This is a genomic window from Streptomyces clavuligerus (assembly GCF_005519465.1).
GTDB classification, from domain to species: domain Bacteria; phylum Actinomycetota; class Actinomycetes; order Streptomycetales; family Streptomycetaceae; genus Streptomyces; species Streptomyces clavuligerus.
Window position 1 is genome coordinate 1,068,250 of sequence record NZ_CP027858.1, and the last position, 23,583, is coordinate 1,091,832.

Genomic DNA, 23,583 nt, shown 5'->3' on the forward strand with positions numbered 1-23,583 from the left:
AAGGCAGACGTCCAGCCCAAGAGACGGGCGCGCGCTCCCGCTCCCGGCGGCCACGCGCCCCCACGGCCCACTCGCCGCAGGGCCGGGGCCAACGCCCGGGCGGGGCAGAGGGCGAGGGCCCACTCGCCCCGGGGGAACCGCCCCGGGGTGGGGTGATCGCCCCCGCCAGGACGGGGTGCGGGGCCATCGTCCACGCACGCCCGGGGCGAACCGAGCCACAGAAGAGGGTGAATCAGTCGCGGACGGGCTCCGCCGCCTCCGCTGCCCCGGCGGTGGTGTCGTAGCGTCCGTCCAGCCGGGCGACGAGGCCGGTGACCTGCCGGGCGATGTCCGGGGCCGTCAGTCCGATCTCGGTCAGCACCTCGGCGCGCGAGGCGTGGTCCAGGAAGCGCGGCGGGATGCCGAAGTCCCGCAGCGGGACGTCGACACCCGCGTCGCGCAGGGCCTGGGCCACGGCCGAGCCGACACCGCCGACCCGGATGTTGTCCTCGACCGTGACGACGACCCGGTGCCGCTCGGCGAGCGGGGCCAGGGCCTCGTCCACCGGCTTGACCCAGCGCGGGTCGACCACGGTGGTGGAGATGCCCTGCTTGTCCAGCAGGTCGGCGATCTCCAGACACATCGGGGCGAGCGCGCCGACGGAGACCAGCAGCACATCGGGGCGCTCGGCCCCGGCCTCCCGCAGGACGTCCATCCCGCCGACCCGGCCCACGGCCTGGACCGCCGGGCCCACGGCGCCCTTGGAGAAGCGCACCACGGTCGGGGCGTCCTCGACCGCGACGGCCTCCCGGAGCTGGGCCCGGACCTGGTCGGCGTCGCGCGGGGCGGAGATCCGCAGCCCGGGGACGACCTGGAGGATCGACAGGTCCCACATGCCGTTGTGGGAGGCGCCGTCGGTGCCGGTGACCCCGGCGCGGTCGAGGACGAAGGTCACACCGCACTTGTGCAGGGCGACGTCCATCAGGACCTGGTCGAAGGCGCGGTTGAGGAAGGTCGCGTACACCGCGAAGACGGGGTGCAGCCCGCCGGTGGCGAGCCCCGCGGCGGAGACCGCGCCGTGCTGCTCGGCGATGCCCACGTCGTAGACCCGGTGCGGGAACGCCTTGGCGAACCTGTCCAGGCCGACGGGGTGGAGCATGGCCGCGGTGATCGCCACGATGTCCGGGCGCTCCTCGCCGAGCCGGACCATCTCCTCACCGAAGACGGAGGTCCAGTCCAGGCCCGAGCTGGCGATCGGCAGCCCGGTGTCGGGGTGGATCTTGCCGACGGCGTGGAAGCGGTCGGCCTCGTCCTGGAGGGCGGGCTGATAGCCGCGGCCCTTCTCGGTGAGGCAGTGGACGATCACGGGGCCGCCGAAGCGCTTCGCGCGGGAGAGCGCGGACTCCAGGGCCTCCATGTCGTGGCCGTCGATGGGGCCGAGGTACTTCAGGCCCAGGTCCTCGAACATGCCCTGGGGGGCGATGACGTCCTTGAGGCCCTTCTTGGCGCCGTGCAGGGTCTCGTAGAGCGGCTTGCCCACGACGGGGGTGCGCCCGAGCAGGTCCTTGCCGCGGGCGAGGAAGCGCTCGTAGCCGTCGGTGGTGCGCAGGGTCGCCAGATGGTTGGCGAGCCCGCCGATCGTCGGCGCGTACGAGCGCTCGTTGTCGTTGACGACGATCACCAGCGGGCGGTCCTTGGCCGCGGCGATGTTGTTCAGCGCCTCCCAGGCCATACCGCCCGTGAGCGCCCCGTCACCGATGACGGCGACCACATGGTCGTCCTTGCCGAGCAGCTCATTGGCCTTGGCGAGGCCGTCGGCCCAGCCGAGCACGGTCGAGGCGTGCGAGTTCTCGATGATGTCGTGGTCGGACTCGGCACGGGCCGGATAGCCGGAGAGCCCGCCCTTCATCTTCAGCCGGGCGAAGTCCTGGCGGCCGGTGAGCAGCTTGTGCACATAGCTCTGGTGGCCGGTGTCCCACAGCACCCGGTCCCGGGGGGAGTCGAAGACCCGGTGCAGCGCGATCGTCAGCTCGACCACACCGAGGTTGGGGCCGAGGTGGCCGCCGGTCTTGGAGACGGCGTCCACGAGGAAGGCGCGGATCTCCGCCGCCAGCTCGTCCAACTGCTCCGGGGTGAGCCGGTCCAGGTCGCGCGGGCCCGTGACGCCCGCGAGCAGTCCTTCGGCGTCGCCCACCACGACCCTCGAACGACGCGCTTCGCGCGAATCCTTCACTCTGCCTCCTTGCGTAGTGAGCTGGGCGTCTATGGAGCTGGGCCGAGCCTTTGCCGATTTGGTTGAGTCTAATGTTCCGTCCGGGGCCATGGTCCTCGGGCGGTGCCCTATGGCTCACACCATTGGCCGATAGCCTGCGAAAGAGACCCGTGATACGGAAGAATGCCCGGCCCCCTGGAGCGGGGGCCGGGCATCGCGTCCGCCGGTGGGAACGGTGGTGCTGGAGGGGCGCTAGGCGCGCCCTGCCGTGCGCTGGGTACGGCGGGTGACCGAATCGATGACGACGGTGGCGAGCAGCACCCCGCCGGTGATCATGAACTGGACCGGGGACTTGATCCCCTCCAGCGCCAGGCCGTACTGGATGGAGACGATGACCATCACGCCGAGGAGGGCGTTCCAGGTCCGGCCGCGCCCGCCGAAGAGGCTCGTACCGCCGATCACGGCCGCCGCGATCACGTTCATCAGCAGCTCACCGCCGCCCGCGCTCTGATTGGCGGCAGCGATCTTGGACGCCATGAAGAGCCCGCCGATCGCGGCGAAGGTGCCCGCGACGGCGAAGACGGAGATCCGGACGAGATGGACGGGGATACCCGCCCGGCGGGCGGCCTCCACGCTGCCGCCGAGGGCGAGGACCGTGCGCCCGTAGGCCGTGCGGCGCAGGACGAAGTCGGTGGTCACCAGGGCGGCCAGAAAGAGGACGAGGGCCAGCGGCAGCCCCTTGTACTGGTTGAGGACATAGGCCGCCGCGAAGGCCACGGCGGCGAGCCCGGCCGTGCGCAGCGCGATGTCGGTGAACGGCCGGGAAGGGACCCCCGCGGCGGCCCGGCGGCGGAGGTCCGCGAGGGCCGTGAGAAAGAACACGGCGACGGCCAGGGCGGCGAGGCCGTAGGCGGCGGCCACATCGCTGAAGTAGTAGGTGTTGAGCTGGCCGACCACTCCGTCGGGGTCCAGGTTGAGGGTGCCGCTGGAGCCCAGGAGCTGGAGCATGAAGCCCTGCCAGAAGAGCAGCCCGGCGAGGGTGACCGCGAAGGCGGGCGCCCCGATGACGGCGAAGAAGAAGCCGTGCAGGGCGCCGATGGCCGCGCCGCCCGCGACGGCGGCGAGGACCGCGAGCCACTCGTTCACCCCGTGGGTGACGCTGAGCACGGCGACGATCGCGCCGGAGACCCCGCTCACCGCGCCCACCGACAGATCGATCTCGCCGAGGAGGAGGACGAAGATGATGCCGACGGACATCATCCCGGTGCCGACCATGGCGACGGCGATATTGCTGAGGTTCTGGGCGGAGAGGAAGTTCTCGTTCAGGCTCTGGAAGACCGCGGCGATGGCGACGAGGCCGAGGACGACGGGGAGGGAGCCCAGCTCACCGGCGGAGACGGTGCGGCGGAAGGCCGTGAGATAGCCCGCGAGGCCCTGCTCCCGCACCAACAGCCGCGGGTCGACGGCGGGCACGGCCGGGGGCGGCTCCGGCGGTGTGTCCTGGCCCTGTCCCCGGTCCTTGGCCAGGTCTGCGCGGTCCGTCATGAGCGGCCCTCCCCGATGCGTGCCGCCCGGCGGGTCACGGCGTTGTCCGTGGCTCCGGTGATGGCGGAGACGATCTCCTCCTGCGAGGTGGTGCCGACGTCGAAGACGCCGTTGTTGCGGCCGAGGCGCAGGACCGCGACCCGGTCGGCGACGACCTTGACGTCCGCCATGTTGTGGCTGATGAGAATGAGCGCGTGGCCGCGCTGGCGGAGCCGTTCGACCAGGTCGAGGACTTGCGCGGTCTGCTCGACGCCGAGCGCGGCCGTGGGCTCGTCCAGGATGACGAGCCGGGGCTCGCCGAGCAGGGAGCGGGCGATGGCCACGGTCTGGCGCTGGCCGCCGGAGAGCGAGGCGACGGGGATGCGGACGCTGGGGATGCGGATCGAGAGGGTGTCGAGCAGTTCCCGGGCGCGGCGCTCCATCTCGACCTCGTCGAGGACCCCGCGGCGGCGCAGCTCGCGTCCGAGGAAGAGATTGCCGACGACGTCGATGTTGTCGCAGAGCGCGAGGTCCTGGTAGACGGTGGCGATGCCGAGGTGCTGGGCGTCGTGCGGGCGGGCGACGGTCACGGGCGCGCCGTCCCACTCGATGACGCCCTCGTCGATGGGGTGCACCCCGGCGATCACCTTGACCAGGGTGGACTTTCCGGCGCCGTTGTCGCCGACCAGGGCGACGACTTCGCCCGGGTGGACCTCCAGCGCGACATCGGTCAGCGCCTGGACGGCGCCGAACCGTTTGGAGACCCCTCGCAGGGCCAGCACGGGCAGGGGGGACACACGAACTCCTTCACCGTACGGGTGGTACGCGGGCGGAACCGGGTGCGGGCGGTGCCGGTGGTGCGCGGGCGCGGCGCCGGGCCGGGGGCGGGGCGACGCGCGGGCTCGGGGCGGCGCGCCGGTCCCTTCCGGCCATGGGACCGGCCCCCCGGGGGGGACGCGGCTACTTCAGGCCGAGCCGGTCGCAGGCCGGCCGGTACTTGGCCGTGCAGATCTCCTGGACGGTCCAGACCCCGTCCTTGACGACGGTGTCGGCGATGTTGTCCCGGGTCAGCGACACCACGGGCACCAGGATCGAGGGCACACCCCGGGTGGTGGGGCTGTCGACGGTGTCCTTCGCGACGCCGGTCACCTTCTCGCCCCGGGCCAGCGCGACGGCCATCCGCGCCGCCGCGTGGGCCTCACCGGCGTACGGCTTGTAGACGCTGGCGTACTGCTCCCCCGCCACGATCCGCTGGACGGCGGCGAGTTCGGCGTCCTGGCCGGTGACGGGCGGCAGCTTGTCCAGGCCCGCCGCCTTGAGCGCGGTGATGACGCCGCCCGCCATCCCGTCGTTGGCGGAGTAGACCCCGACGATGTTCTCCTTGCCGAGCGCGGAGATCGCCGCCTCCATGTTGGCGTTGGCGTTCTCCGGCTTCCACTCCTTGGTGTCGTACTCCTTGCCGACGGCCACCCTGCCGTCGAGGATCTCGTGCGAACCGCTCTTGTACAGCGCGGCGTTGGGGTCGGTGATGGAGCCGTTCATCATGACGATCTTCCCGCTCCCCGCCCGGTCGCCGAGCGCTTCGAGCAGGGCCCGGCCCTGGACCCGGCCGACCTCCTCGTTGTCGAACGAGGTGTAGGCGTCGATGGGCCCCTCGGCGAGCCGGTCGAAGGCGACCACCGGGATGCCCGCGTCCTTGGCCTTCCGCACCCCCTGGGCCGCCGCCTTGGAGTCGACGGCGTCGAGGATCAGGACGTCCACCTTGTTGGTGATCATGGCGTCGATCTGCTGGCTCTGGAGCGTGGCGTCCTGTTTGGCGTTGTCGTAGACGACCTCGCCCCTGCCGCCGGTCAGTTCGGCGATCTTCTTCTCGATGAGGGGTTTGTCGAACTTCTCGTAGCGGGCCGTCTGGTTCTCCGGGAGGAGCAGACCGACCGTGATGGCGTCGCCCTTCTTCGGTCCGGTGGACTCCTTCGCCTTGTCCCCGGCCTCCTTGGCGCTGCCGCAGGCCGCGAGCGTGACGGCCATGGCGGTGGCGGCGGTGACGACGGCCGCACGACGCAGATGTGCGTTCATCCGTGGAACCTCCCCTGACGAGGCCGCGCCGGTGCGGCCGAGGTGACCGGCAGTCAACTCGGCTGTACCCAGGGGGGTCAAGGAGTAAATCCTTAACGAGATGACAACGGTGCCATGCGTTCTGTAGGTGAAGACGGATCGTCCGGGGCGGGGCGGGTACGGGACCGGGGGGCGCCGGGGAGGAGGCCGCCGCCGGGGAGCGGAGCGAGGCCCTGGAGGGAGCCGGTGCCGTGCCGGAGGAGGCCCGTGTCGCCCATCTCGCTGAGCACCAGGGCGATCGCGCCCAGCACCTCGGCGCGGGGGCCGAGCGTGCCCGCGGCCACGGTGAGCCGGGCGGCGGCGCTCGGGATGGCGTAGCGGGCCAGGGTGTCGCGCAGCGGGCCGAGCACCAGCTCCCCCGCCCCGGCGAGATCGCCGCCGAGCAGCACCCGGCTGGGGTTGAGCAGATTGGCGAGCGCGGCCACGGCGGTGCCGAGGTGGCGGCCGGTGTCGGCGACGACCCGGCGGCAGCCCGCGTCGCCCTCGCGGGCCAGGCGCACCATGTCGCCCAGGGTGAGACCGGGGCCGTGGCTGGTGCGCAGCAGCGGCAGGACGTAGCGGGCGGCGGCGAAGGTCTCCAGACAGCCCCGGTTGCCGCAGCGGCAGACGGGGCCCGCGGGGTCGAGGACGACATGGCCCAGCTCGCCCGCGGTGCCGCCGGGGCCGCGGAAGACCCGGCCGCCGATCACCAGACCGGCGCCGACCCCGGCGGCGACCTTCACATAGGCGAGGTCGGCGACGCCCCGGCCGCCGCCCCAGACCAGCTCGCCGAGGGCGCCGAGGTTGGCGTCGTTGTCCACCCGGACCGGGACCCCGAGCCGCCGGGCCATCTCCTCGCCGGGGTTGGTCCCCGTCCACCCGGGCAGCATCGCCGCGGGGCCGAGGACGCCGGACGCGGCGTCGATGGGGCCGGGGAGGCCGAGGCCCGCGCCGATCACCTTCCCCGGCTCGCCGACGCTCCCGGCGACCAGCCGTTTCACCAGGGTCTCGGCCCGGTCGAAGCCCTGCTCGGCGGAGGCGTCCACGTCCAGCGGCTCGCACTCCTCGGCGAGCACCCGGTGGGCCAGGTCGGCGATCGCGACCCGCAGATGGCTGTGGCCGAAGTCGACGCCGATCACCACGCCCGCGTCCGCGCTGAGCGAGATGGAACGGGCCCGGCGCCCGCCCGCCGACGTGGGCGTGACCTCGACGGTCCCGCGCTCTTTCAGCTCCCGGACGATATTGGAGACCGTGGCCGCCGACAGTCCGGTGGTCCGCGCGATCTCGGCCTGGGTCAGTGAGCCGGCCATGCGCACGGCCCGTACCACGCGCTCCAGATTGGCCCGGTGCAGCGATGTCTGCGAACCCGGAGTCTCCATCGGACCATCCACTCCTGCTCCCGGGGCGGTGCGCCGACCGGTTCCCGGCCGGACGGCTCCGCCCGGAGCGCCTCCGTCCGGGGCACCCCGGCATTCCTCCAACTTCTGAAGCCCAAGTTGGCCATCGTGCCGGTCATGGCGTCAAGAGCTTGACCGGGGGAGCACCGCTCTCTCCCGCCCCGGCGGGGCCGTCGCGCCCCGGCCGGAGCACGAGGGCCCCCGGCGGAGGGGTCCGCCGGGGGCCGTGCCGTACCGTTCCGCCCGGAGCGCGTCCGAGCGGTGCGCCGGGTGCTACTTCAGGGCGCCCGCCGTCAGACCCGACTGGACCTGGCGCTGGAAGATCGCATAGACCACGAGGACCGGCAGCATCGCGATCATCATGCCCGCCATCAGCGCGCCCCAGTCGTTCTCATAGCCCTGTTGCAGCGCGATCATGGCCAGCCCCTGGGTGAGGACGTACTTGTCCTCCTCCTGGTTGAGGACCATCGGCAGCAGATACTGATTCCACTGGCCCAGGAAGTTGAAGATCCCGATGCTGATCAGTCCGGGCTTCGCCATGGGCAGCATCACCTGGAAGAAGGTCCGGGTGTGCGAGGCCCCGTCGATCATCGCCGCCTCCGCCACCGAGACCGGCAGGGTGCGGAAGAACGAGGTCATGAAGAAGACGGTGAACGGCAGCGAGTAGGCGATGTAGACGAGGATCAGGCCGTGGTAGGTGGCGAGCAGCGAGGTGCCCGGGAAGTCCCGCAGGACGAAGAAGAGCGGAATCACCAGCATGAAGACCGGGAAGGACATGCCCGCCACGAACAGGTAGTAGATAAACCTGTTGCCGGGGAAGGTGAACCGCGCCAGCACATAGGCGGCCATGGAGCCCAGCACCATGGTGCCGACCACGGAGCCGCCCACCACGATGACCGTGTTCAGGAAGTACTGGCCCATGTTCGCCTCGTTCCAGGCGTTGGACCAGTTCTCCCAGCGGAGGCTGGTGGGCAGCCCCCAGGGGTCGGACAGGATGCCGTTGCTGTCCTTGAAGGCGCTCCACAGCACCCACAGCAGCGGCACGCCGACCATCAGCGCCCAGAGCACGAGAATGCCGTGGGAGAAGACGTTCAGTACCGTGCCCTCGCCACCGGTCCGCTTCCGGGCCGGGGCCGGGGAGCCCGCCGGGGCGGGGCCGTCCTGCTTCCGCGCCGTGTTGATCTGTTCGGTCGTCATCAGCGCTACCCCTAGAACTCGATCCGCTCACGCCGCGCGAAGCGCATGGTGAGCAGGGCGAACGTCATCGTGACCACCAGCATCGCGATACCCATCGCGGAGGCGTAGCCGAACTGGCTGTCCCGGAAAGCGGTCTGGTACAGGCGCAGCGGCATGACATCGGTTGCGCCGTCCGGTCCGCCCGGGCCCACCGACATGATCTGGACCAGGGCGAAGGCGTCGAGCGCGATGATGCCCATATAGACCCAGCCGGTCTGCACCGAGTCCCACAGCAGCGGGAGGGTGATCCGGAAGAAGGTGTGGAAGCGGTTGGCGCCGTCGAGCAGCGCGGCCTCGTAGATGTCCCGGGGGATGGAGGCCATGGCCGCCGAGAACAGCACCACATAGAAGCCGACGTGGCCCCAGACCATGACGGCGCTGATGCACCACAGGGCGACCGACTTCTCCCCCAGCCAGGCGTTCTGGAGGGAGTCCAGGCCCACCGCCCCCAGCAGGGCGTTGAGCATGCCGTCGTTCGGGTCGGGGTTGTAGATGTTGAACCAGATGACCGCGACGATGGTGACCGAGATGACCTGCGGGAAGAAGAAGACGAACTTGTAGACCTTCGACCCGGAGACGCCGGTGACGACCTCGTTCTTGCGCCGCTTTCCGCCCACGTTGAGCATGAAGGCGAAGAAGAGCCCCAGTCCCAGGGTGACGACCGGGACCACCACCAGCATATAGACGTTGTTGCGCAGGGCGTTCCAGAAGTCGTCGCTCTCCCAGAGCCGTTCGAAGTTGTCGAGGCCCACGAAGTTCGCGGTGCCCGACAGACCCGACCAGTCGGTCATCGAGATCTGGAACGCCTGGATGAACGGCGATATGAGGAACATGCCGTAGAGGATCAGCGGTAGGGCCAGGAAGCCCACGATGAATCGGTATTTGCCGTGTTGCATGCGCTTCCCGGCCTTCCCCTTCTTCAGACTGCGACTTCTTCGAGACCTGACTGATGGAGCGTCAGCGTCAGGCGGTGCGCTTGAACTTGGTGACCGCGCTGTCCTTGGCCACCTTGTCCGCCTCCGCCTGGGTCTTCTTGATCCAGTCGGCGGCCTTCAGATCACCGGTGAGGAGCTGGCCGGTGAGTCCGCCGATCTTGTCGTCGGTGAGCGCGGGGTACCACTCCTGGAGCTGGATGGTGATGAGGTTGTTCCCCGCGGCCTTGAACTTCTCACTCGCGGAGGCCAGGCCCGGGGAGAGGCTCATCCCCGTGGTGGCGTCCATGACGCAGGTCAGCGACTTGACCTTGGTGGCGAAGTTCTGCGCGTGCTTCTTGGAGAGCATGATGCGCAGCAGCTCCATGCCGCCGCGCGGGTTCTTGCCCTTGGCGGCGACGATGTAGGGCTCGCTGGGCTCGCCGCGCAGGGAGCCGTTGGGCATCTTGTCCCCGGAGCCGTCGAAGAGGGCGCCGACGGCCATCCCGAAGTCCTTCGGCGTGGTGGGGGCGGCCTCGTTCTCCAGCCAGGACCCGTTGGGGATGAAGGCGGCCCGGTTCTTCGTCCAGGCGGTCTGGGACTGGATGTGGGTGAGCCCCTGGCTGCCCTCCAGGAAGTACTTCTTGGCGGCCAGCTCCTCGTAGAACTCGACGACCTGGCGGACCGCGTCGCTCTTGGTCCACGCGTTGGGTTCCAGGTTGTCGATCTCGATCCAGGCCGGCATGCCGCCGATCTTGGCGATCTGGGCGAAGAGGTTGAAGTGAACGTAGTAGGGATACTTGCCCGGGTACGTCCAGGGCGCGATGCCGTCCTTCTTGATCTCCGCGCAGAGCTTGAGCATCTCGTCGAAGGACTTGGGGTAGGCCCAGCCCTTGTCGTCGAGGAGCTTCTGCGAGTACCAGGTGCCGTAGATGGTGAAGGCGTAGTAGAGGACGTCGAACGTGTCGCCGTGCTTGCCCTTCTCCAGGGTGCTCGGGTGGATGACGTCCCGGATCTTCTTGGCCGGGTCGTCCAGCGAGGCGGCGTCGAGCAGCGCGGCGAGGTCCTGGAGCTGGCCCTGGCTGGAGAGCCGGTTCATGTCCAGGTGGTTGGCGCCGGAGTTGTCGATGACGTCCGGCGGGGTGCCGCCCGCGAAGCGCGGCGTGAGCTTCGGGCCGATCTCCTGGGTGCCGGTGTGCTTGACGTCGGCCTTGTAGGTGGCCTTGTAGTCGGCCTCGGCGTCCTTGGCGTACTGGTCGCCCAGGCCGCCCTTGAAGATGAACGCCTCCAGCGCGGCGCCCTCCTTCACGCCGAGCGGATTCTTCTCCGTGACCTCACCGGTGGGTGCGGCGCTCTTCTTGTCGTCGCCGCCACCACCACCGGTGGCGCAGGCGGAGAGAAAGCCCATCGCGGGCACGGTGACCAGGCCGAGCGCGGCGGAGCGCTTGACCAGATCACGGCGGCCAAGGCCCTCATTGGTGTGGGCGGAGGTCGATCCCATGCTCAAGTCCTCGCCTTCATCAGGACTCAGGCGGTGAACAAGTCGCCCGTACACATCGCTCGCAGGCGAAGGGCACCGCCACCGCGGTCAGTTGCTGTGCTTTCCCGGAGGGGAAAAAGTGAATCCAGGTTCCTTCTGACGGCGGGGAGTTCGGCCGACGGACGGACGTCTCCGACAGACAGCTCCGCCCAACCCCCGTCCCCGCTCGGCCCCGAGCCGGGGAACGGCCCTTGGGGTGCCGACAGGTATAGTCCACTGAGCCTCAAAGGAGCAAGATCGAAAGCACGGTCGAGCGGCAGTCTTTCCCGAGTTGAGACCTCTTGGATATCTGAGCACTGTCCGCACCCATTCGAGCACGCAGGCGTTAACGGAACGCCGCCTTCCAGCCTTGACACAGCGTCAGAACCCTTGACATCTCCAGCAACCGCCCTCCCTACTGGAGCTTGCGCACCACTTTGACAACGTTGTCCGGCACGGCTTCCCCTGGAGGACAGCCCCGTGAAGGCCAGGCTCAGACACCGGTGGATTCCCGGACGAACCGGGAGCGCCGCCCGCACGGCCGCCGCACTGGCGGCGGTGCTCCTCACGGTGACGGCACCGTCGGCCGCCGTCGCCCTTCCCGAAAGCCCCGCCGAACTCCCCTCCCGCGCGGGGGAATTCAACACTTCTTTCGAAACGACTGAGCGACAGCCCGACTGGCGCAATTCCGTGGACCTCGCATCAGATGGACAGAAAAGGTCTTCCGGCGTCCATGGCGGCTTCTCCACCGGAATTCCGGGCAATGTCACCGACCGCGTGAAAGAGGTCCGCGCCAGCGGGGAACACGAGGGCGCCGGGGAGACGAAGGAGAATCTCGTCGACCTCGAACCGACCACGAAATGGCTGGAATTCGCCGCCACATCCTGGATCGAGTTCGACACCGACGCCCCGGTACGAGTCTCCGCGTACGCCCTGACCTCCGCCAACGACGAGGAGAAGCGGGACCCCCGGGACTGGACCCTCAAGGGCTCGGCCGACGGCCGGGAGTGGACCGTTCTGGACACCCGCGCCGAGGAGCGGTTCGAGCAGCGCCACCAGACCCGGACCTTCACCGTCGGCGAGCCGGGGCAGGTGCCCGCGTACGCGCACTACCGGCTGGAGATCACCCGCAACAACGGGGCGCCCCTGACCCAGCTCGCCGATGTGCAGTTCTCGAACGGCGACACCTCGGCGCCCGTCCCCGACGACATGCGCTCCCTGGTGGACCGGGGCCCCACCGGCTCCCCCACGGCCAAGCCGAAGGCGGGCTTCACCGGGCTGCGGGCGCTGCGCTACGCCGGTACCCACCGGGCCGAGGGCCGCGGTTACTCGTACAACCGCGTCTTCGACGTCGATCTCCCGGTGGGCCGGGACACCGAGCTGTCCTACCGGGTGTATCCGGCCATGGCCGAGGGCGTGAGGGACTACGCGGCCACCCAGGTCGCGGTGGATCTCGCCTTCACCGACGGCACCCTGCTGAGCGAACTGGCGGCACGGGACTCCCACGGCGGGCGGCTGAGCCCCCAGGGGCAGGGCGAGGCCAAGCGGCTCTACGTCAACCAGTGGAACCAGGTCCGCTCCCTCGTGGGCGAGGTCGCGGCGGGCCGCACCGTGGACCGGATTCTGGTGGCCTACGACTCGGCGCGCGGCCCGGCGCGGTTCCAGGGCTGGATCGACGACATCACCCTGCGGCCGAAGCCGCCCGAGCGGCGCCCGGAGCGGCTCTCCGACTACGCGTCCACCACCCGGGGCACCAACTCCGCGTTCTGGTTCTCCCGCGGCAACACCTTCCCCGCGACGGCCGTCCCCCACGGCTTCAACTTCTGGACCCCGGTCACCCGCGCCGACTCGACGGACTGGCTCTACGAGTACCAGCGCGGCAACAACGCGGCCAATCTGCCCACCGTCAAGGCGTTCAGCGCCAGCCATGAGCCGAGCCCCTGGATGGGCGACCGGCAGACCTTCCAGCTCATGCCGTCGGCGGCGCCCGGCACCCCGGAGACCGACCGGGAGCGGCGGGCACTGGCGTTCCGGCACGAGAACGAGACCGCGCGTCCGCACTACTACGACGTCACCTTCGAGAACGGGCTGCGGGCCGAGCTGGCCCCGACCGACCACGCGGCGACGATGCGGTTCACCTACCCCGGGGACGACGCGAGCGTCGTGTTCGACAACGTCACCCAGCAGGGCGGACTCACCCTCGACGCGGCGAGCGCCTCGTTCAGCGGCTTCTCGGACGTCAGGAGCGGGCTGTCCACGGGCGCCACCCGGCTCTTCGTCCACGGGGTCTTCGACGCCCCCGTCACCGGCTCCGCTTCCGAGGGCGTGCGCGGCCACTTCCGCTTCGACGCGGGCGCGGACCGCACCGTCGTGCTGCGCATCGCCACCTCCCTGATCAGCGTCGACCAGGCGCGGAAGAACCTGGCCGACGAGATCCCGCCGGGCACCCCCTTCGAGGAGGTCAAGGAGCGGGCCCAGGACGCCTGGGACGCGCTGCTCGGCCGGGTCGAGGTCGAGGGCGCCACCGAGGACCAGCGGGTGACGCTGTACTCCAGCCTCTACCGGCTCTACCTCTATCCGAACTCCGGCTTCGAGAACACCGGGACGAAGGAGCGTCCGCGCTACCGGTACGCGAGCCCGTTCTCCCCGATGACCGGCCCCGACACTCCCACCCATACCGGTGCGAAGATCGTCGACGGCACGGTCTACGTCAACAACGGCTTCTGGGACACCTACCGCACCACCTGGCCCGCGTACTCCTTCCTCACCCCGAGGAAGGCGGGCGAGCTGATCGAGGGCTTCGTCCAGCAGTACCGGGACGGCGGCTGGATCTCCCGCTGGTCCTCCCCCGGCTACGCGGATCTGATGACCGGTACCAGCTCGGACGTGGCGTTCGCGGACGCCTATGTCAAGGGGGTGCGCGGCTTTGACGCGAAAGCGGCATACGAAGCGGCCCTGAAGAACGCCACCGTCGTCCCGCCCGCGCCGGGCGTGGGCCGCAAGGGCATGACGACCTCCCCGTTCACGGGCTACGCCTCCACCGCGACCCATGAGGGCCTGTCCTGGTCCCTGGAGGGCCATCTCAACGACTACGGCATCTCCCGGATGGCGCGGGCGCTGTACGAGCGGACCGGCGAGAAGCGCTACCGCGAGGAGGCCGAGTACTTCGCCGAGCGCGCCCGGAACTACGTCACCCTCTTCGACCGGCAGGCCGGGTTCTTCCAGGGCCGCGACCCGAAGGGCCAGTGGCGGGTCCCGAGCGCGTCGTACGACCCGCGGATCTGGGGGTACGACTACACCGAGACCAACGGCTGGGGGTACGCCTTCACCGCGCCCCAGGACAGCCGGGGCCTGGCCAACCTCTACGGCGGCCGGGCGGAGCTCGGCCGGAAGCTGGACACCTACTTCGCCACACCGGAGACCGCGTCCCCGGAGTTCAAGGGCTCCTACAGCGGGGTCATCCATGAGATGACGGAGGCCCGGGATGTGCGGATGGGCATGTACGGGCACTCCAACCAGGTCGCCCACCACGTCACCTATATGTACAACGCGGCCTCGCAGCCCTGGAAGACCCAGGAGAAGGTGCGCGAGGTGCTGTCCCGGCTCTACACCGGCAGCGAGATCGGGCAGGGCTACCACGGCGACGAGGACAACGGCGAGCAGTCGGCGTGGTACCTCTTCTCCGCGCTGGGCTTCTACCCCCTGGTCATGGGCAGCGGGGAGTACGCGATCGGCTCGCCGCTCTTCCGGAAGGTGACGGTGAAGCTGGACGGGGGCCGTGAGCTGGTCGTGAAGGCCCCGCGCAACAGCGCGCGGAACATCTATGTCCAGGGGCTGAAGGTGAACGGCAAGCCATGGCACTCCACCGCCCTGCCGCACGGCGTCGTCGCGCGCGGCGGCACACTGGAGTTCGCGATGGGGCCCGAGCCGTCCGCCTGGGGGACGGGGAAGGGCGCGGCGCCGGTCTCCCTCACCCGGGACGACCGGGTGCCCGAGCCCCGGCGGGACGCCGTCACGGGCGCGGGCGAGCTGTTCGACGACTCCTCGGCCACCTCCGGTGAGCTGACCGCCGGGGCCGTGGAGCTGCCGGTGCCCGCCGGGACGCGCGCGGTCCAGTACACCCTCACCTCGGCGGACCGGGCGAGCGCGCCCACCGGCTGGGTGCTCCAGGGCTCACAGGACGGCACGGTGTGGCGGGACCTCGACCGGCGGTCGCAGGAGCGCTTCACCTGGGACCGGCAGACGCGGGTCTTCTCGGTGCCGCGGCCGGGGACGTATCCGCGGTACCGGCTGGTGCCCGAGGGCGGCGGCGGGGCACGGCTGGCCGAGATCGAACTGCTCGCGTGAGCCGCCGGCCGGGGCGGAACACCGCTCCCTGAGCACGCGGTGCGCCGAGCACACGGCGCGTCCTGAGTACAGGGTCCGTGAGCACGCGCGAAGGGCCGCGCCCCCCGCCCGACGGCGGGAGGCGCGGCCCTGTGCTGTGCGTCGGCGCGCGCCGTGCGTCAGCCGCGGATCAGGTTCCGCAGGACGTACTGCATGATGCCGCCGTTGCGGTAGTAGTCCGCCTCACCGGGGGTGTCGATGCGGACGACCGCGTCGAACTCCACACCGGTGTCGGTGGTGACCTTGACCGTGCGCGGCGTGGTGCCCTCGTTCAGCTCGGTGACACCGGTGAAGGAGAAGGTCTCCTCGCCGGTCAGCCCCAGGGACTGGGCGGAGGCGCCCTCCGGGAACTGGAGCGGCAGCACACCCATGCCGATGAGGTTGGAGCGGTGGATGCGCTCGTAGGACTCGGCGATGACGGCCTTCACACCGAGCAGCGCGGTGCCCTTGGCGGCCCAGTCGCGGGAGGAGCCGGAGCCGTACTCCTTGCCCGCGAGGATCACCAGCGGGATGCCCTGCTCGATGTAGTTGCGGGAGGCGTCGTAGATGAACGACACCGGAGCCGCGTCAGCAGTTGCGGCCTGGGTGAAGTCGCGGGTGAAGCCGCCCTCGGTGCCCGGGGCGATCTGGTTCCGCAGCCGGATGTTGGCGAACGTACCGCGGATCATGACCTCGTGGTTGCCTCGGCGGGAGCCGTAGGAGTTGAAGTCGCGGCGCTCCACGCCGTGCTCCGTGAGGTACTGGCCCGCCGGGGTGTCGGCCTTGATCGCACCGGCCGGGGAGATGTGGTCGGTGGTGACCGAGTCGCCCAGCTTGGCCAGGACGCGGGCGCCCGCGATGTCCTGGACCGGCGCCGGCTCCATCTCCATGCCCTCGAAGTACGGGGGCTTGCGGACGTAGGTGGACTCGGTGTCCCACTCGAAGGTGTTGCCGGTCGGGATCGGCAGCGCCTGCCACTGGGCGTCACCGGCGAACACGTCCTGGTAGGACTTGGCGAACATGTCCTCGCCGATGGCGTTGGCCACGACGTCGTTGACCTCGGCCTCGGTGGGCCAGATGTCCTTGAGGTAGACCGGGTTGCCCTCGGTGTCGATGCCCAGCGCCTCGCGGGTGATGTCCACCTTCATGGAGCCCGCGAGGGCGTAGGCGACGACCAGCGGCGGGGAGGCCAGGTAGTTCATCTTGACGTCGGGGTTGATCCGGCCCTCGAAGTTGCGGTTGCCGGAGAGCACCGAGGTCACGGCGAGGTCGGCCTCGTTGACCGCCTTGGAGACCTCCTCCGGCAGCGGGCCGGAGTTGCCGATGCAGGTGGTGCAGCCGTAGCCGACCAGGTTGAAGCCGACCTTGTCCAGGTAGGGGGTGAGCCCCGCCTTGTCGAAGTAGTCGGTGACGACCTTGGAGCCCGGGGCGAGCGTGGTCTTCACCCACGGCTTGCGGGTGAGGCCCTTCTCCACCGCCTTCTTGGCCACCAGGGCGGCGGCGACCATGACATACGGGTTGGAGGTGTTGGTGCAGGAGGTGATCGCGGCGACGGTGACGGCGCCGTGGTCGATCTCGTAGGTGGAGCCGTCGGGGGCGGTCACCAGGGTCGGCTTGGTGGGCACGCCGTCGCTGCTCGCCGGGGCGTCCGAGGCCGGGAAGGACTCCTTGCCCGCCTCCTCGTCGTCCGCGACGTAGTTGCGGACGTCCAGGGCGAACTGCTCGGCGGCGTTCGCGAGGACGATGCGGTCCTGCGGGCGCTTGGGACCGGCGATGGAGGGGACGACCGTGGAGAGGTCCAGCTCCAGCTTCTCGGAGAAGTCGGGCTCGGCGGTCGGGTCCAGCCAGAGGCCCTGCTCCTTGGCGTACGCCTCGACCAGCGCGACCTGCTGCTGGGAGCGGCCCGTCAGACGCAGGTAGTTCAGGGTCTCGCCGTCGATCGGGAAGATCGCGGCGGTGGAGCCGAACTCGGGCGACATATTGCCGATGGTGGCGCGGTTGGCGAGCGAGGTGGCGGCCACGCCCTCACCGTAGAACTCGACGAACTTGCCGACGACGCCGTGCTTGCGCAGCATCTCGGTGATGGTGAGCACCAGGTCGGTGGCGGTGGTGCCGGGGGTCAGCTCACCGGTCAGCTTGAAGCCGACGACACGCGGGATGAGCATGGAGACCGGCTGGCCGAGCATCGCGGCCTCGGCCTCGATGCCGCCGACGCCCCAGCCGAGCACACCGAGGCCGTTGACCATGGTGGTGTGCGAGTCGGTGCCGACGAGGGTGTCCGGGTACGCCTGGCCGTTCCGGACCATGACCGTGCGGGCCAGGTGCTCGATGTTGACCTGGTGGACGATGCCGGTGCCGGGCGGGACGACCTTGAACTCGTCGAACGCGGTCTGGCCCCAGCGCAGGAACTGGTAGCGCTCCTTGTTGCGGCCGTACTCCAGCTCGACGTTCTGGCCGAAGGCGTCCTTCGTGCCGAACTTGTCGGCGATGACGGAGTGGTCGATGACCAGCTCGGCCGGGGCCAGCGGGTTGATCTTCGCCGGGTCGCCGCCCAGCTCCTTCACGGCCTCACGCATGGTCGCGAGGTCCACGACACAGGGGACACCGGTGAAGTCCTGCATGATCACGCGGGCCGGCGTGAACTGGATCTCCTGGCTGGGCTGCGCCTGGGAGTCCCAGCCGCCGAGCGCCCGGATGTGGTCGGCGGTGATGTTCGCGCCGTCCTCGGTGCGGAGCAGGTTCTCCAGGAGCACCTTCAGGCTGTACGGGAGGCGTGCGGAGCCCTCGACCTTGTCCAGCTTGAAGATCTCGTAAGACTCGTCGCCCACGCGCAGCGTGCTGCGGGCGTCGAAGCTGTTCGCCGACACGACAGTCTCCTTCATCAATGTGCGCGTACTACGTCCATGCTGCCGCCACGGCTCCCGGCCGATCCGCTAAGGTAGGACTTAGTTAGGTAACCCTTACCCGAGGGCGGCTGCGGCACGTCTTCGGCAGATATCTCGATGTCGAGATAACTCTAGTACATCGGTGCGGTCCGGTCATGCGCGGGGCCGCCCTCCGGCATGGCCGGGCGGCTCAGCGGCCGACCGCGCGCCGGGGCAGCGGGGACGAGTACACGACGCTGGTCGTCACGGAACCCAGGGCTCCGATCCGGCCGGAGACCTCCTCCAGATGGCGCATGGAACGCGCCGCGACCTTGATGACGAAGCAGTCGTCGCCCGTCACATGGTGGGCCTCCAGGATCTCCGGCATCGCCGCGACCAGGTCGTGGAAGGGCCTGTAGTTGCCGTTCGGGTAGCGCAGCCGGACGAACGCCAGGATCGTCAGCCCCACCTTGTCCGGGTCCACGACCGCCGCGTAGCCGCTGATGACCCCGGCCTCCTCCAGTCGGCGCACCCGCTCGGTGACCGCGCTGGCCGACATGGCGACGGCGCGCGCGAGGTCGGCGAAGCTGGCCCGGCCGTCGGCCTGGAGGACGTCGAGGATGCGCCAGTCGATGGCGTCCAGGGAAATCGTGGTCATTCCCGAGAAGTAGCACGGATTCCCCGGCGAAGGCAGTCAGATGCCGTGGATGATGCCTTCAGTGCGCCGGTCCCGGACCGTAGATTCGGGTCCCGACAGCAACCGGGCGGGCCGCAGGGCCGGGTCCCGGAAGGTCCGCCGGCCGGGCGGCGGAGCCCCGCCCCGGACGTCCAGCGGCCGGGCCGCGAGACCCGGCCTTCCGGAAAGGCACCCCGTGACCACGACCGCCCCGAACCCCGTGCTGCGCGGCGGCCTCGCGACGCCCGCCGAGGCAGCCGCCCACTTCCGCGCCTCGCTCCGCTTCCACGCCGATGTGTCCGACGTCGCGACCGCCCTCGCCGCCGGGGACGGTGGCGGCGCCGGGTTCGTGCTCCTCGACTCCCGCTCCCCCGACTCCTGGGAGCAGGGGCACATCCCCGGCGCGGTCCACCTGCCCACCGCGCTCATCCCCGAACGCGCCGGGGAGCTGCTCGATCCGTCGGTGCCCGTCGTCACCTACTGCTGGGGGCCGGGCTGCAACGGTGCCACCCGTGCCGCGCTCGCCCTCGCCGGACTCGGCTACCGGGTCAAGGAGATGCTCGGCGGATTCGAGTACTGGGTGCGCGAGGGCTTCGGGTACGAGACCGGACAGGGGCCCGCGCGCCGCGCCGCCGACCCGCTGACCGCCCCGGTGGCGGGCGTCTGCGGCTGCTGAGCCGGCCGGGGTGCGGAACGGCTCACCGGCGGGTGAGGGTGGGGTCGCCGAGGACCACATCGCCCCGGTAGCAGTACCCCTGGCGGGTCTCCGCGTAGTCGATCCTCAGCCGGAGCCCTCCGCGCACATCGAGAACGAGGGGCTCCGGATGGCCGAGGCGCAGCTCGCCGGTGTGGAGGACGTTGTCCTCGTCCAGGGTGATGACGAGCCGGGCCGCCCGGTCGGGCGACTCGTCGTCGATGCCCGCCGTGAGGGTGAGCCCGGCCCACTCCTTGTTGAGGTTGTACTCGGCGAAGCCCGAGCAGTAGTGGGGCCCCGAGACCAGGGCGGTCTCGTACCGCTTGGCGTCGAGCGCGCCGATACCGGCCCTCAGGGAGCCGCCGCCCGAGTCGAGGACCCTGAACGTGGTGAGCGGGGCGCTGTCCGGTTCGGGCCGCGGGTCGGCGGCCCTCTGCTCGGGGGGCACCGCGGGGTCCGGGACGGGCACCGATTCCCGCGGGGAGGGGAGCTGGGCCTCCAGGGTCGCGGAGAGGGAGGGGGACGACGGCGCGGCGGCGCGGTCGTCCCCGCCGCCGTCGCCGCCGCCGAGCAGGGAGCGGACCCCGACGGCGGCCAGGACGGTGAGCAGCACCAGTCCGGCCGCGGCCGCCAGGACGGGGCCCCGGCGACGGCGGCGCGGGGGCGGCGGGGCAGGCCGGGGCAGCGGCGGGCGGCGCGGCGGGATCTTTGCGGCGGGCCGGGGCTCCGGTGGCGGCGGTGGTGACGGCGGGACGACCGGCGGCGGGGCGGCCACCGGGCGCGGCGGGGCCGGGGGCGGAGGCAGAGGCGGGGGCGGCGCGTCCTGCACGGTCGGGGGATGGGGGGCGGCCGGGCCCGGCGTCACCCCGTGCCGCAGATCCGCCACCCACGCCGACAGGCTCGCGGGCCGCCGGTCCGGGTCGGCCGAGGCGATCGCGACCACGCGTTCCCGGCGCGCCGGGGCGAGCCCGGCGATCCGCGGCAGCGCGGCCAGCCCTCCGGCGAGCTGTCCGGGGGACGGCGGCGGCGCCCCGCCGGTGAGCAGGAAGTAGGCGATCGCCCCGAAGGCGTAGCGGTCCGTGGCCGGGGTGCGCAGGCCCTCGAAGACCTCCGGCGCGGCGTAGCCGGGGGTGAACCAGATCTCGGCGGTGCGGTGGTCGGCCGTCAGTTTGCTCAGCCCGAAGTCGACCAGGGTGGCCTGTCCGTCCTCGTCCACCATCACATTGCCCGGGGAGAGGTCGCCGTGGACGACGGCCCGGCCGGACGGGGTGGCGCGGCCGGAGTGCAGCCAGTCCAGCACATCGGCCAACTGCTCCAGGGTGCGCAGGAGTTCGCGCCGTCCGGCCGGGTCGGCGAGGGTGCGTCCGGCCCGCCAGTCGGCCAGGTCGAGGCCGTCGACCCGGTTCATCACCAGGGCCAGGGCCCGGCCGGGGAGATCACCGGAGCCGCCCGGTGGATGGATCGGCGGCCCCTGGAAGTGCTCCCGCACCCCGACGACTCCGGGCCGGTGGACGAATCTCAGCAGTTCGGCCTGTTCGCTCCAGCTCCGGCTGAGCCGGTCGAACTCCTCGGCCGTGAGCGCCGTACGGGAGTCGAGCACCTTGACCACCACGGGTTCGACCGCACCGGCCAGCTCGATCTCCGCCAGATAGAGCACGGCCTCGCCCCCGCGTCCGATGGACCGGAGCAGCCGGTAGCGGTCCGGAGCCGAATCCGGCCCGATACGGTGCGCCGCACTGTTCACCCATTCCCCCAACCCGCTTGCCCTACGGGGCAGTTCAGCTTGCCCGGGGGTGGTGGCGGGGTCAACGAGACAGACCGCCTTCACGGGATGAACACACCTCCCCCATATCGGCCAGAAGGAAGATCAACAAAGTGGTGACCAGCCTATTTACTTGCCCTTTGCCTAGTGGCAAGCTGACGGTCACTTCGGCGCCACGGCGACCATCACCCTCATTTCCCTTGTTCCTGCCGGTGGTTGGCGTGCGCCCGAAATTCCCTTGATGACCCCCCACAAAAAACGGAGAGTTCACGTGAAGCGTCGTATGCGCAGTGCGGGTGTGACGGTGGCGATGCTGGGTGCGGCGCTGGTGATGTCCAGCGGCGTCGCGCAGGCCCAGGAGCAGCAGCCGGCCCCGCGCCCGTCCATCGGCCTGATCAACATCACCGGACCGCTGATCTACAACACCGGTGACATCGACCTGCTGGAGGATGTGTTCGAGCACATCAGCATCCCGATCCTGGGCCAGGCCGTGCACCAGATGTACGACTGGGCGAAGTTCGACGGGAAGCTCTTCCGCCGCTGACGTCGCACGGCTCTCCGGAGCCGGTCACCCGCCCGGCCGCCGACCGCCGCCCGCAGAGCGCCGGTCCGGCCGGGCCTCGACCGGCCCACATGACCTGCTTTCCCCGTTTGACCTATTCAGTCCATTTGAATCATTTGGCCTATTTTCATTTGACGGCCGCCATCCGCCGACGGATCGTCAAGGGGCGGCCTCCCGCCGGGCCCGACCGGGGGACTCTCACCCATCCGCCACCCCCGGCGCGCACTTCATCTCATATCTGAGATAGCCTCAAGCCCATGGCAGACGACTACCTCGTACGTATCGGCAAGCTCATCAGGGATGCACGTCAGCATCGTGGCTGGACACAAACGCAGCTCGCGGAGGCTCTCGGCACCAGCCAGAGCGCGGTCAACCGCATTGAGCGCGGCAACCAGAACATCAGCCTTGAGATGATCGCCCGCATTGGTGAGGCGCTGGACAGCGAGATCGTCTCCCTCGGCTATGCCGGACCGATGCATCTGCGGGTGGTCGGCGGCCGTCGCCTCTCCGGCGCCATCGACGTCAAGACGAGCAAGAACGCCTGTGTGGCGCTGCTCTGCGGGTCGCTGCTGAACAAGGGGCGCACGGTGCTGCGCCGGGTGGCCCGGATCGAGGAGGTCTTCCGGCTCCTGGAGGTGCTGAACTCCATCGGCGTCCGCACCCGCTGGATCAACGAGGGCGTGGACCTGGAGATCGTGCCGCCCGCCCGGCTGGACATGGACGCCATCGACGCGGACGCGGCCCGCCGCACCCGGTCGATCATCATGTTCCTCGGCCCGCTGCTGCACCGGATGGACTCGTTCAAGCTGCCCTACGCGGGCGGCTGCGACCTCGGCACCCGCACGATCGAACCGCACATGATCGCGCTGCGCCGCTTCGGCCTGGACATCACCGCCACGGAGGGCCTGTACCACGCGCGGGTGGAGCGGTCGACGGCCCCCGGCCGCCCGATCGTCCTGACCGAGCGCGGGGACACCGTCACCGAGAACGCGCTGCTCGCGGCCGCCCGGCACGACGGTGTGACCGTCATCCGCAACGCCTCGTCCAACTACATGGTCCAGGACCTCTGCTTCTTCCTGGAGGCGCTGGGCGTCCGGGTCGAGGGCGTCGGCACCACGACACTGACCGTGCACGGTGTGCCGGACATCGACGTCGACGTCGACTACTCCCCCTCCGAGGACCCGGTCGAGGCGATGAGCCTGCTGGCCGCCGCCGTCGTGACCGAGTCGGAGCTGACGATCCGCCGGGTCCCGATCGAGTTCCTGGAGATCGAGCTGGCGGTCCTGGAGGAGATGGGCCTCGACCACGACCGCTCCAGCGAGTACACCGCCGACAACGGCCGCACCCGGCTGGTGGACCTGACCGTGCGCCCCTCCAAGCTGGAGGCGCCGATCGACAAGATCCACCCCATGCCGTTCCCGGGGCTGAACATCGACAACGTCCCCTTCTTCGCGGCGATCGCGGCGGTGGCGCAGGGCCAGACCCTGATCCATGACTGGGTCTACGACAACCGCGCCATCTACCTCACCGACCTCAACCGCCTCGGCGGCCGGCTCCAGCTCCTCGACCCGCACCGCGTACTGGTCGAGGGCCCCACCCGCTGGCGCGCCGCCGAGATGATGTGCCCGCCCGCGCTGCGCCCCGCGGTGGTCGTCCTGCTCGCGATGATGGCGGCGGAGGGGACCTCGGTCCTGCGCAATGTGTATGTCATCAACCGCGGCTACGAGGAGCTGGCGGAGCGGCTGAACTCGGTGGGTGCCCAGATCGAGATCTTCCGGGACATCTGAG

General features: G+C 70.4%; 15 protein-coding genes. 4 read left to right on the forward strand and 11 right to left on the reverse strand.

Annotated elements, in window-relative coordinates:
• Nucleotides 1–232 precede the first annotated feature (232 nt).
• The 8 genes from dxs to ngcE form a co-directional block, all read right to left on the reverse strand.
• Complete coding sequence (gene dxs, locus CRV15_RS04330) at nt 233–2,212, reverse strand: 1-deoxy-D-xylulose-5-phosphate synthase (protein ID WP_086012155.1); 1,980 nt, start codon at nt 2,210–2,212, stop codon at nt 233–235.
• A gap of 231 nt (nt 2,213–2,443) precedes the next feature.
• Nucleotides 2,444–3,736, reverse strand: coding sequence for a sugar ABC transporter permease (locus tag CRV15_RS04335; protein ID WP_003955619.1), 1,293 nt, complete (start codon nt 3,734–3,736; stop codon nt 2,444–2,446).
• Nucleotides 3,733–4,512 (reverse strand): ATP-binding cassette domain-containing protein, encoded by a 780-nt coding sequence (locus tag CRV15_RS04340; protein ID WP_003955618.1) that lies wholly within the window; start codon nt 4,510–4,512, stop codon nt 3,733–3,735. The genes CRV15_RS04335 and CRV15_RS04340 overlap by 4 nt, the downstream gene beginning before the upstream one ends.
• A 163-nt stretch (nt 4,513–4,675) precedes the next feature.
• Nucleotides 4,676–5,791 carry a substrate-binding domain-containing protein gene (locus CRV15_RS04345; protein ID WP_003962191.1) on the reverse strand — a complete coding sequence of 372 codons (1,116 nt, stop codon included), beginning with the start codon at nt 5,789–5,791 and terminating at the stop codon, nt 4,676–4,678.
• 92 nt (nt 5,792–5,883) lie between these two features.
• Nucleotides 5,884–7,188 (reverse strand): ROK family transcriptional regulator, encoded by a 1,305-nt coding sequence (locus CRV15_RS04350; protein ID WP_003955615.1) that lies wholly within the window; start codon nt 7,186–7,188, stop codon nt 5,884–5,886.
• Nucleotides 7,189–7,479: 291 nt separating this feature from the next.
• The gene (locus CRV15_RS04360; RefSeq protein WP_003962190.1) at nt 7,480–8,403 is read right to left on the reverse strand and encodes a carbohydrate ABC transporter permease; all 924 of its coding nucleotides are present in this window, start codon (nt 8,401–8,403) and stop codon (nt 7,480–7,482) included.
• 11 nt (nt 8,404–8,414) lie between these two features.
• On the reverse strand, nt 8,415–9,338 hold the full coding sequence (locus CRV15_RS04365; RefSeq protein WP_003955613.1) for a carbohydrate ABC transporter permease: 924 nt from the start codon (nt 9,336–9,338) through the stop codon (nt 8,415–8,417).
• A gap of 67 nt (nt 9,339–9,405) precedes the next feature.
• Nucleotides 9,406–10,854 carry an N-acetylglucosamine/diacetylchitobiose ABC transporter substrate-binding protein gene (gene ngcE / locus CRV15_RS04370; RefSeq protein ID WP_003955612.1) on the reverse strand — a complete coding sequence of 483 codons (1,449 nt, stop codon included), beginning with the start codon at nt 10,852–10,854 and terminating at the stop codon, nt 9,406–9,408.
• A gap of 498 nt (nt 10,855–11,352) precedes the next feature.
• Between ngcE and CRV15_RS04380 the strand changes: the two genes are divergently transcribed.
• Nucleotides 11,353–15,219, forward strand: a complete 3,867-nt coding sequence (locus tag CRV15_RS04380) for a GH92 family glycosyl hydrolase (protein ID WP_003962189.1) — start codon at nt 11,353–11,355, stop codon at nt 15,217–15,219.
• 158 nt (nt 15,220–15,377) lie between these two features.
• On the opposite strand, the gene acnA is transcribed toward CRV15_RS04380, so the two are convergent.
• A complete protein-coding gene (acnA, locus tag CRV15_RS04385; protein WP_003955609.1) occupies nt 15,378–18,104 on the reverse strand; it encodes an aconitate hydratase AcnA in 2,727 nt (908 codons plus the stop codon).
• 208 nt (nt 18,105–18,312) lie between these two features.
• A complete protein-coding gene (locus CRV15_RS04390) occupies nt 18,313–18,759 on the reverse strand; it encodes an Lrp/AsnC family transcriptional regulator (RefSeq protein ID WP_003955608.1) in 447 nt (148 codons plus the stop codon).
• 214 nt (nt 18,760–18,973) lie between these two features.
• On the opposite strand from CRV15_RS04390, the gene CRV15_RS04395 reads away from it, so the two are divergent.
• Complete coding sequence (locus CRV15_RS04395; protein WP_009997800.1) at nt 18,974–19,453, forward strand: rhodanese-like domain-containing protein; 480 nt, start codon at nt 18,974–18,976, stop codon at nt 19,451–19,453.
• 22 nt (nt 19,454–19,475) lie between these two features.
• On the opposite strand, the gene CRV15_RS37365 is transcribed toward CRV15_RS04395, so the two are convergent.
• On the reverse strand, nt 19,476–21,215 hold the full coding sequence (locus CRV15_RS37365; RefSeq protein ID WP_009997798.1) for a protein kinase domain-containing protein: 1,740 nt from the start codon (nt 21,213–21,215) through the stop codon (nt 19,476–19,478).
• A gap of 289 nt (nt 21,216–21,504) precedes the next feature.
• Here CRV15_RS37365 and CRV15_RS04405 point away from each other — a divergent pair, with 289 nt between their 5' ends.
• Both CRV15_RS04405 and CRV15_RS04410 read left to right on the forward strand, forming a co-directional pair.
• A complete protein-coding gene (locus CRV15_RS04405; RefSeq protein ID WP_230864176.1) occupies nt 21,505–21,777 on the forward strand; it encodes a hypothetical protein in 273 nt (90 codons plus the stop codon).
• A 275-nt stretch (nt 21,778–22,052) separates the two neighbouring features.
• A complete protein-coding gene (locus CRV15_RS04410) occupies nt 22,053–23,582 on the forward strand; it encodes a helix-turn-helix domain-containing protein (RefSeq protein WP_003955603.1) in 1,530 nt (509 codons plus the stop codon).
• The last annotated feature ends 1 nt before the right edge of the window (nt 23,583 follow it).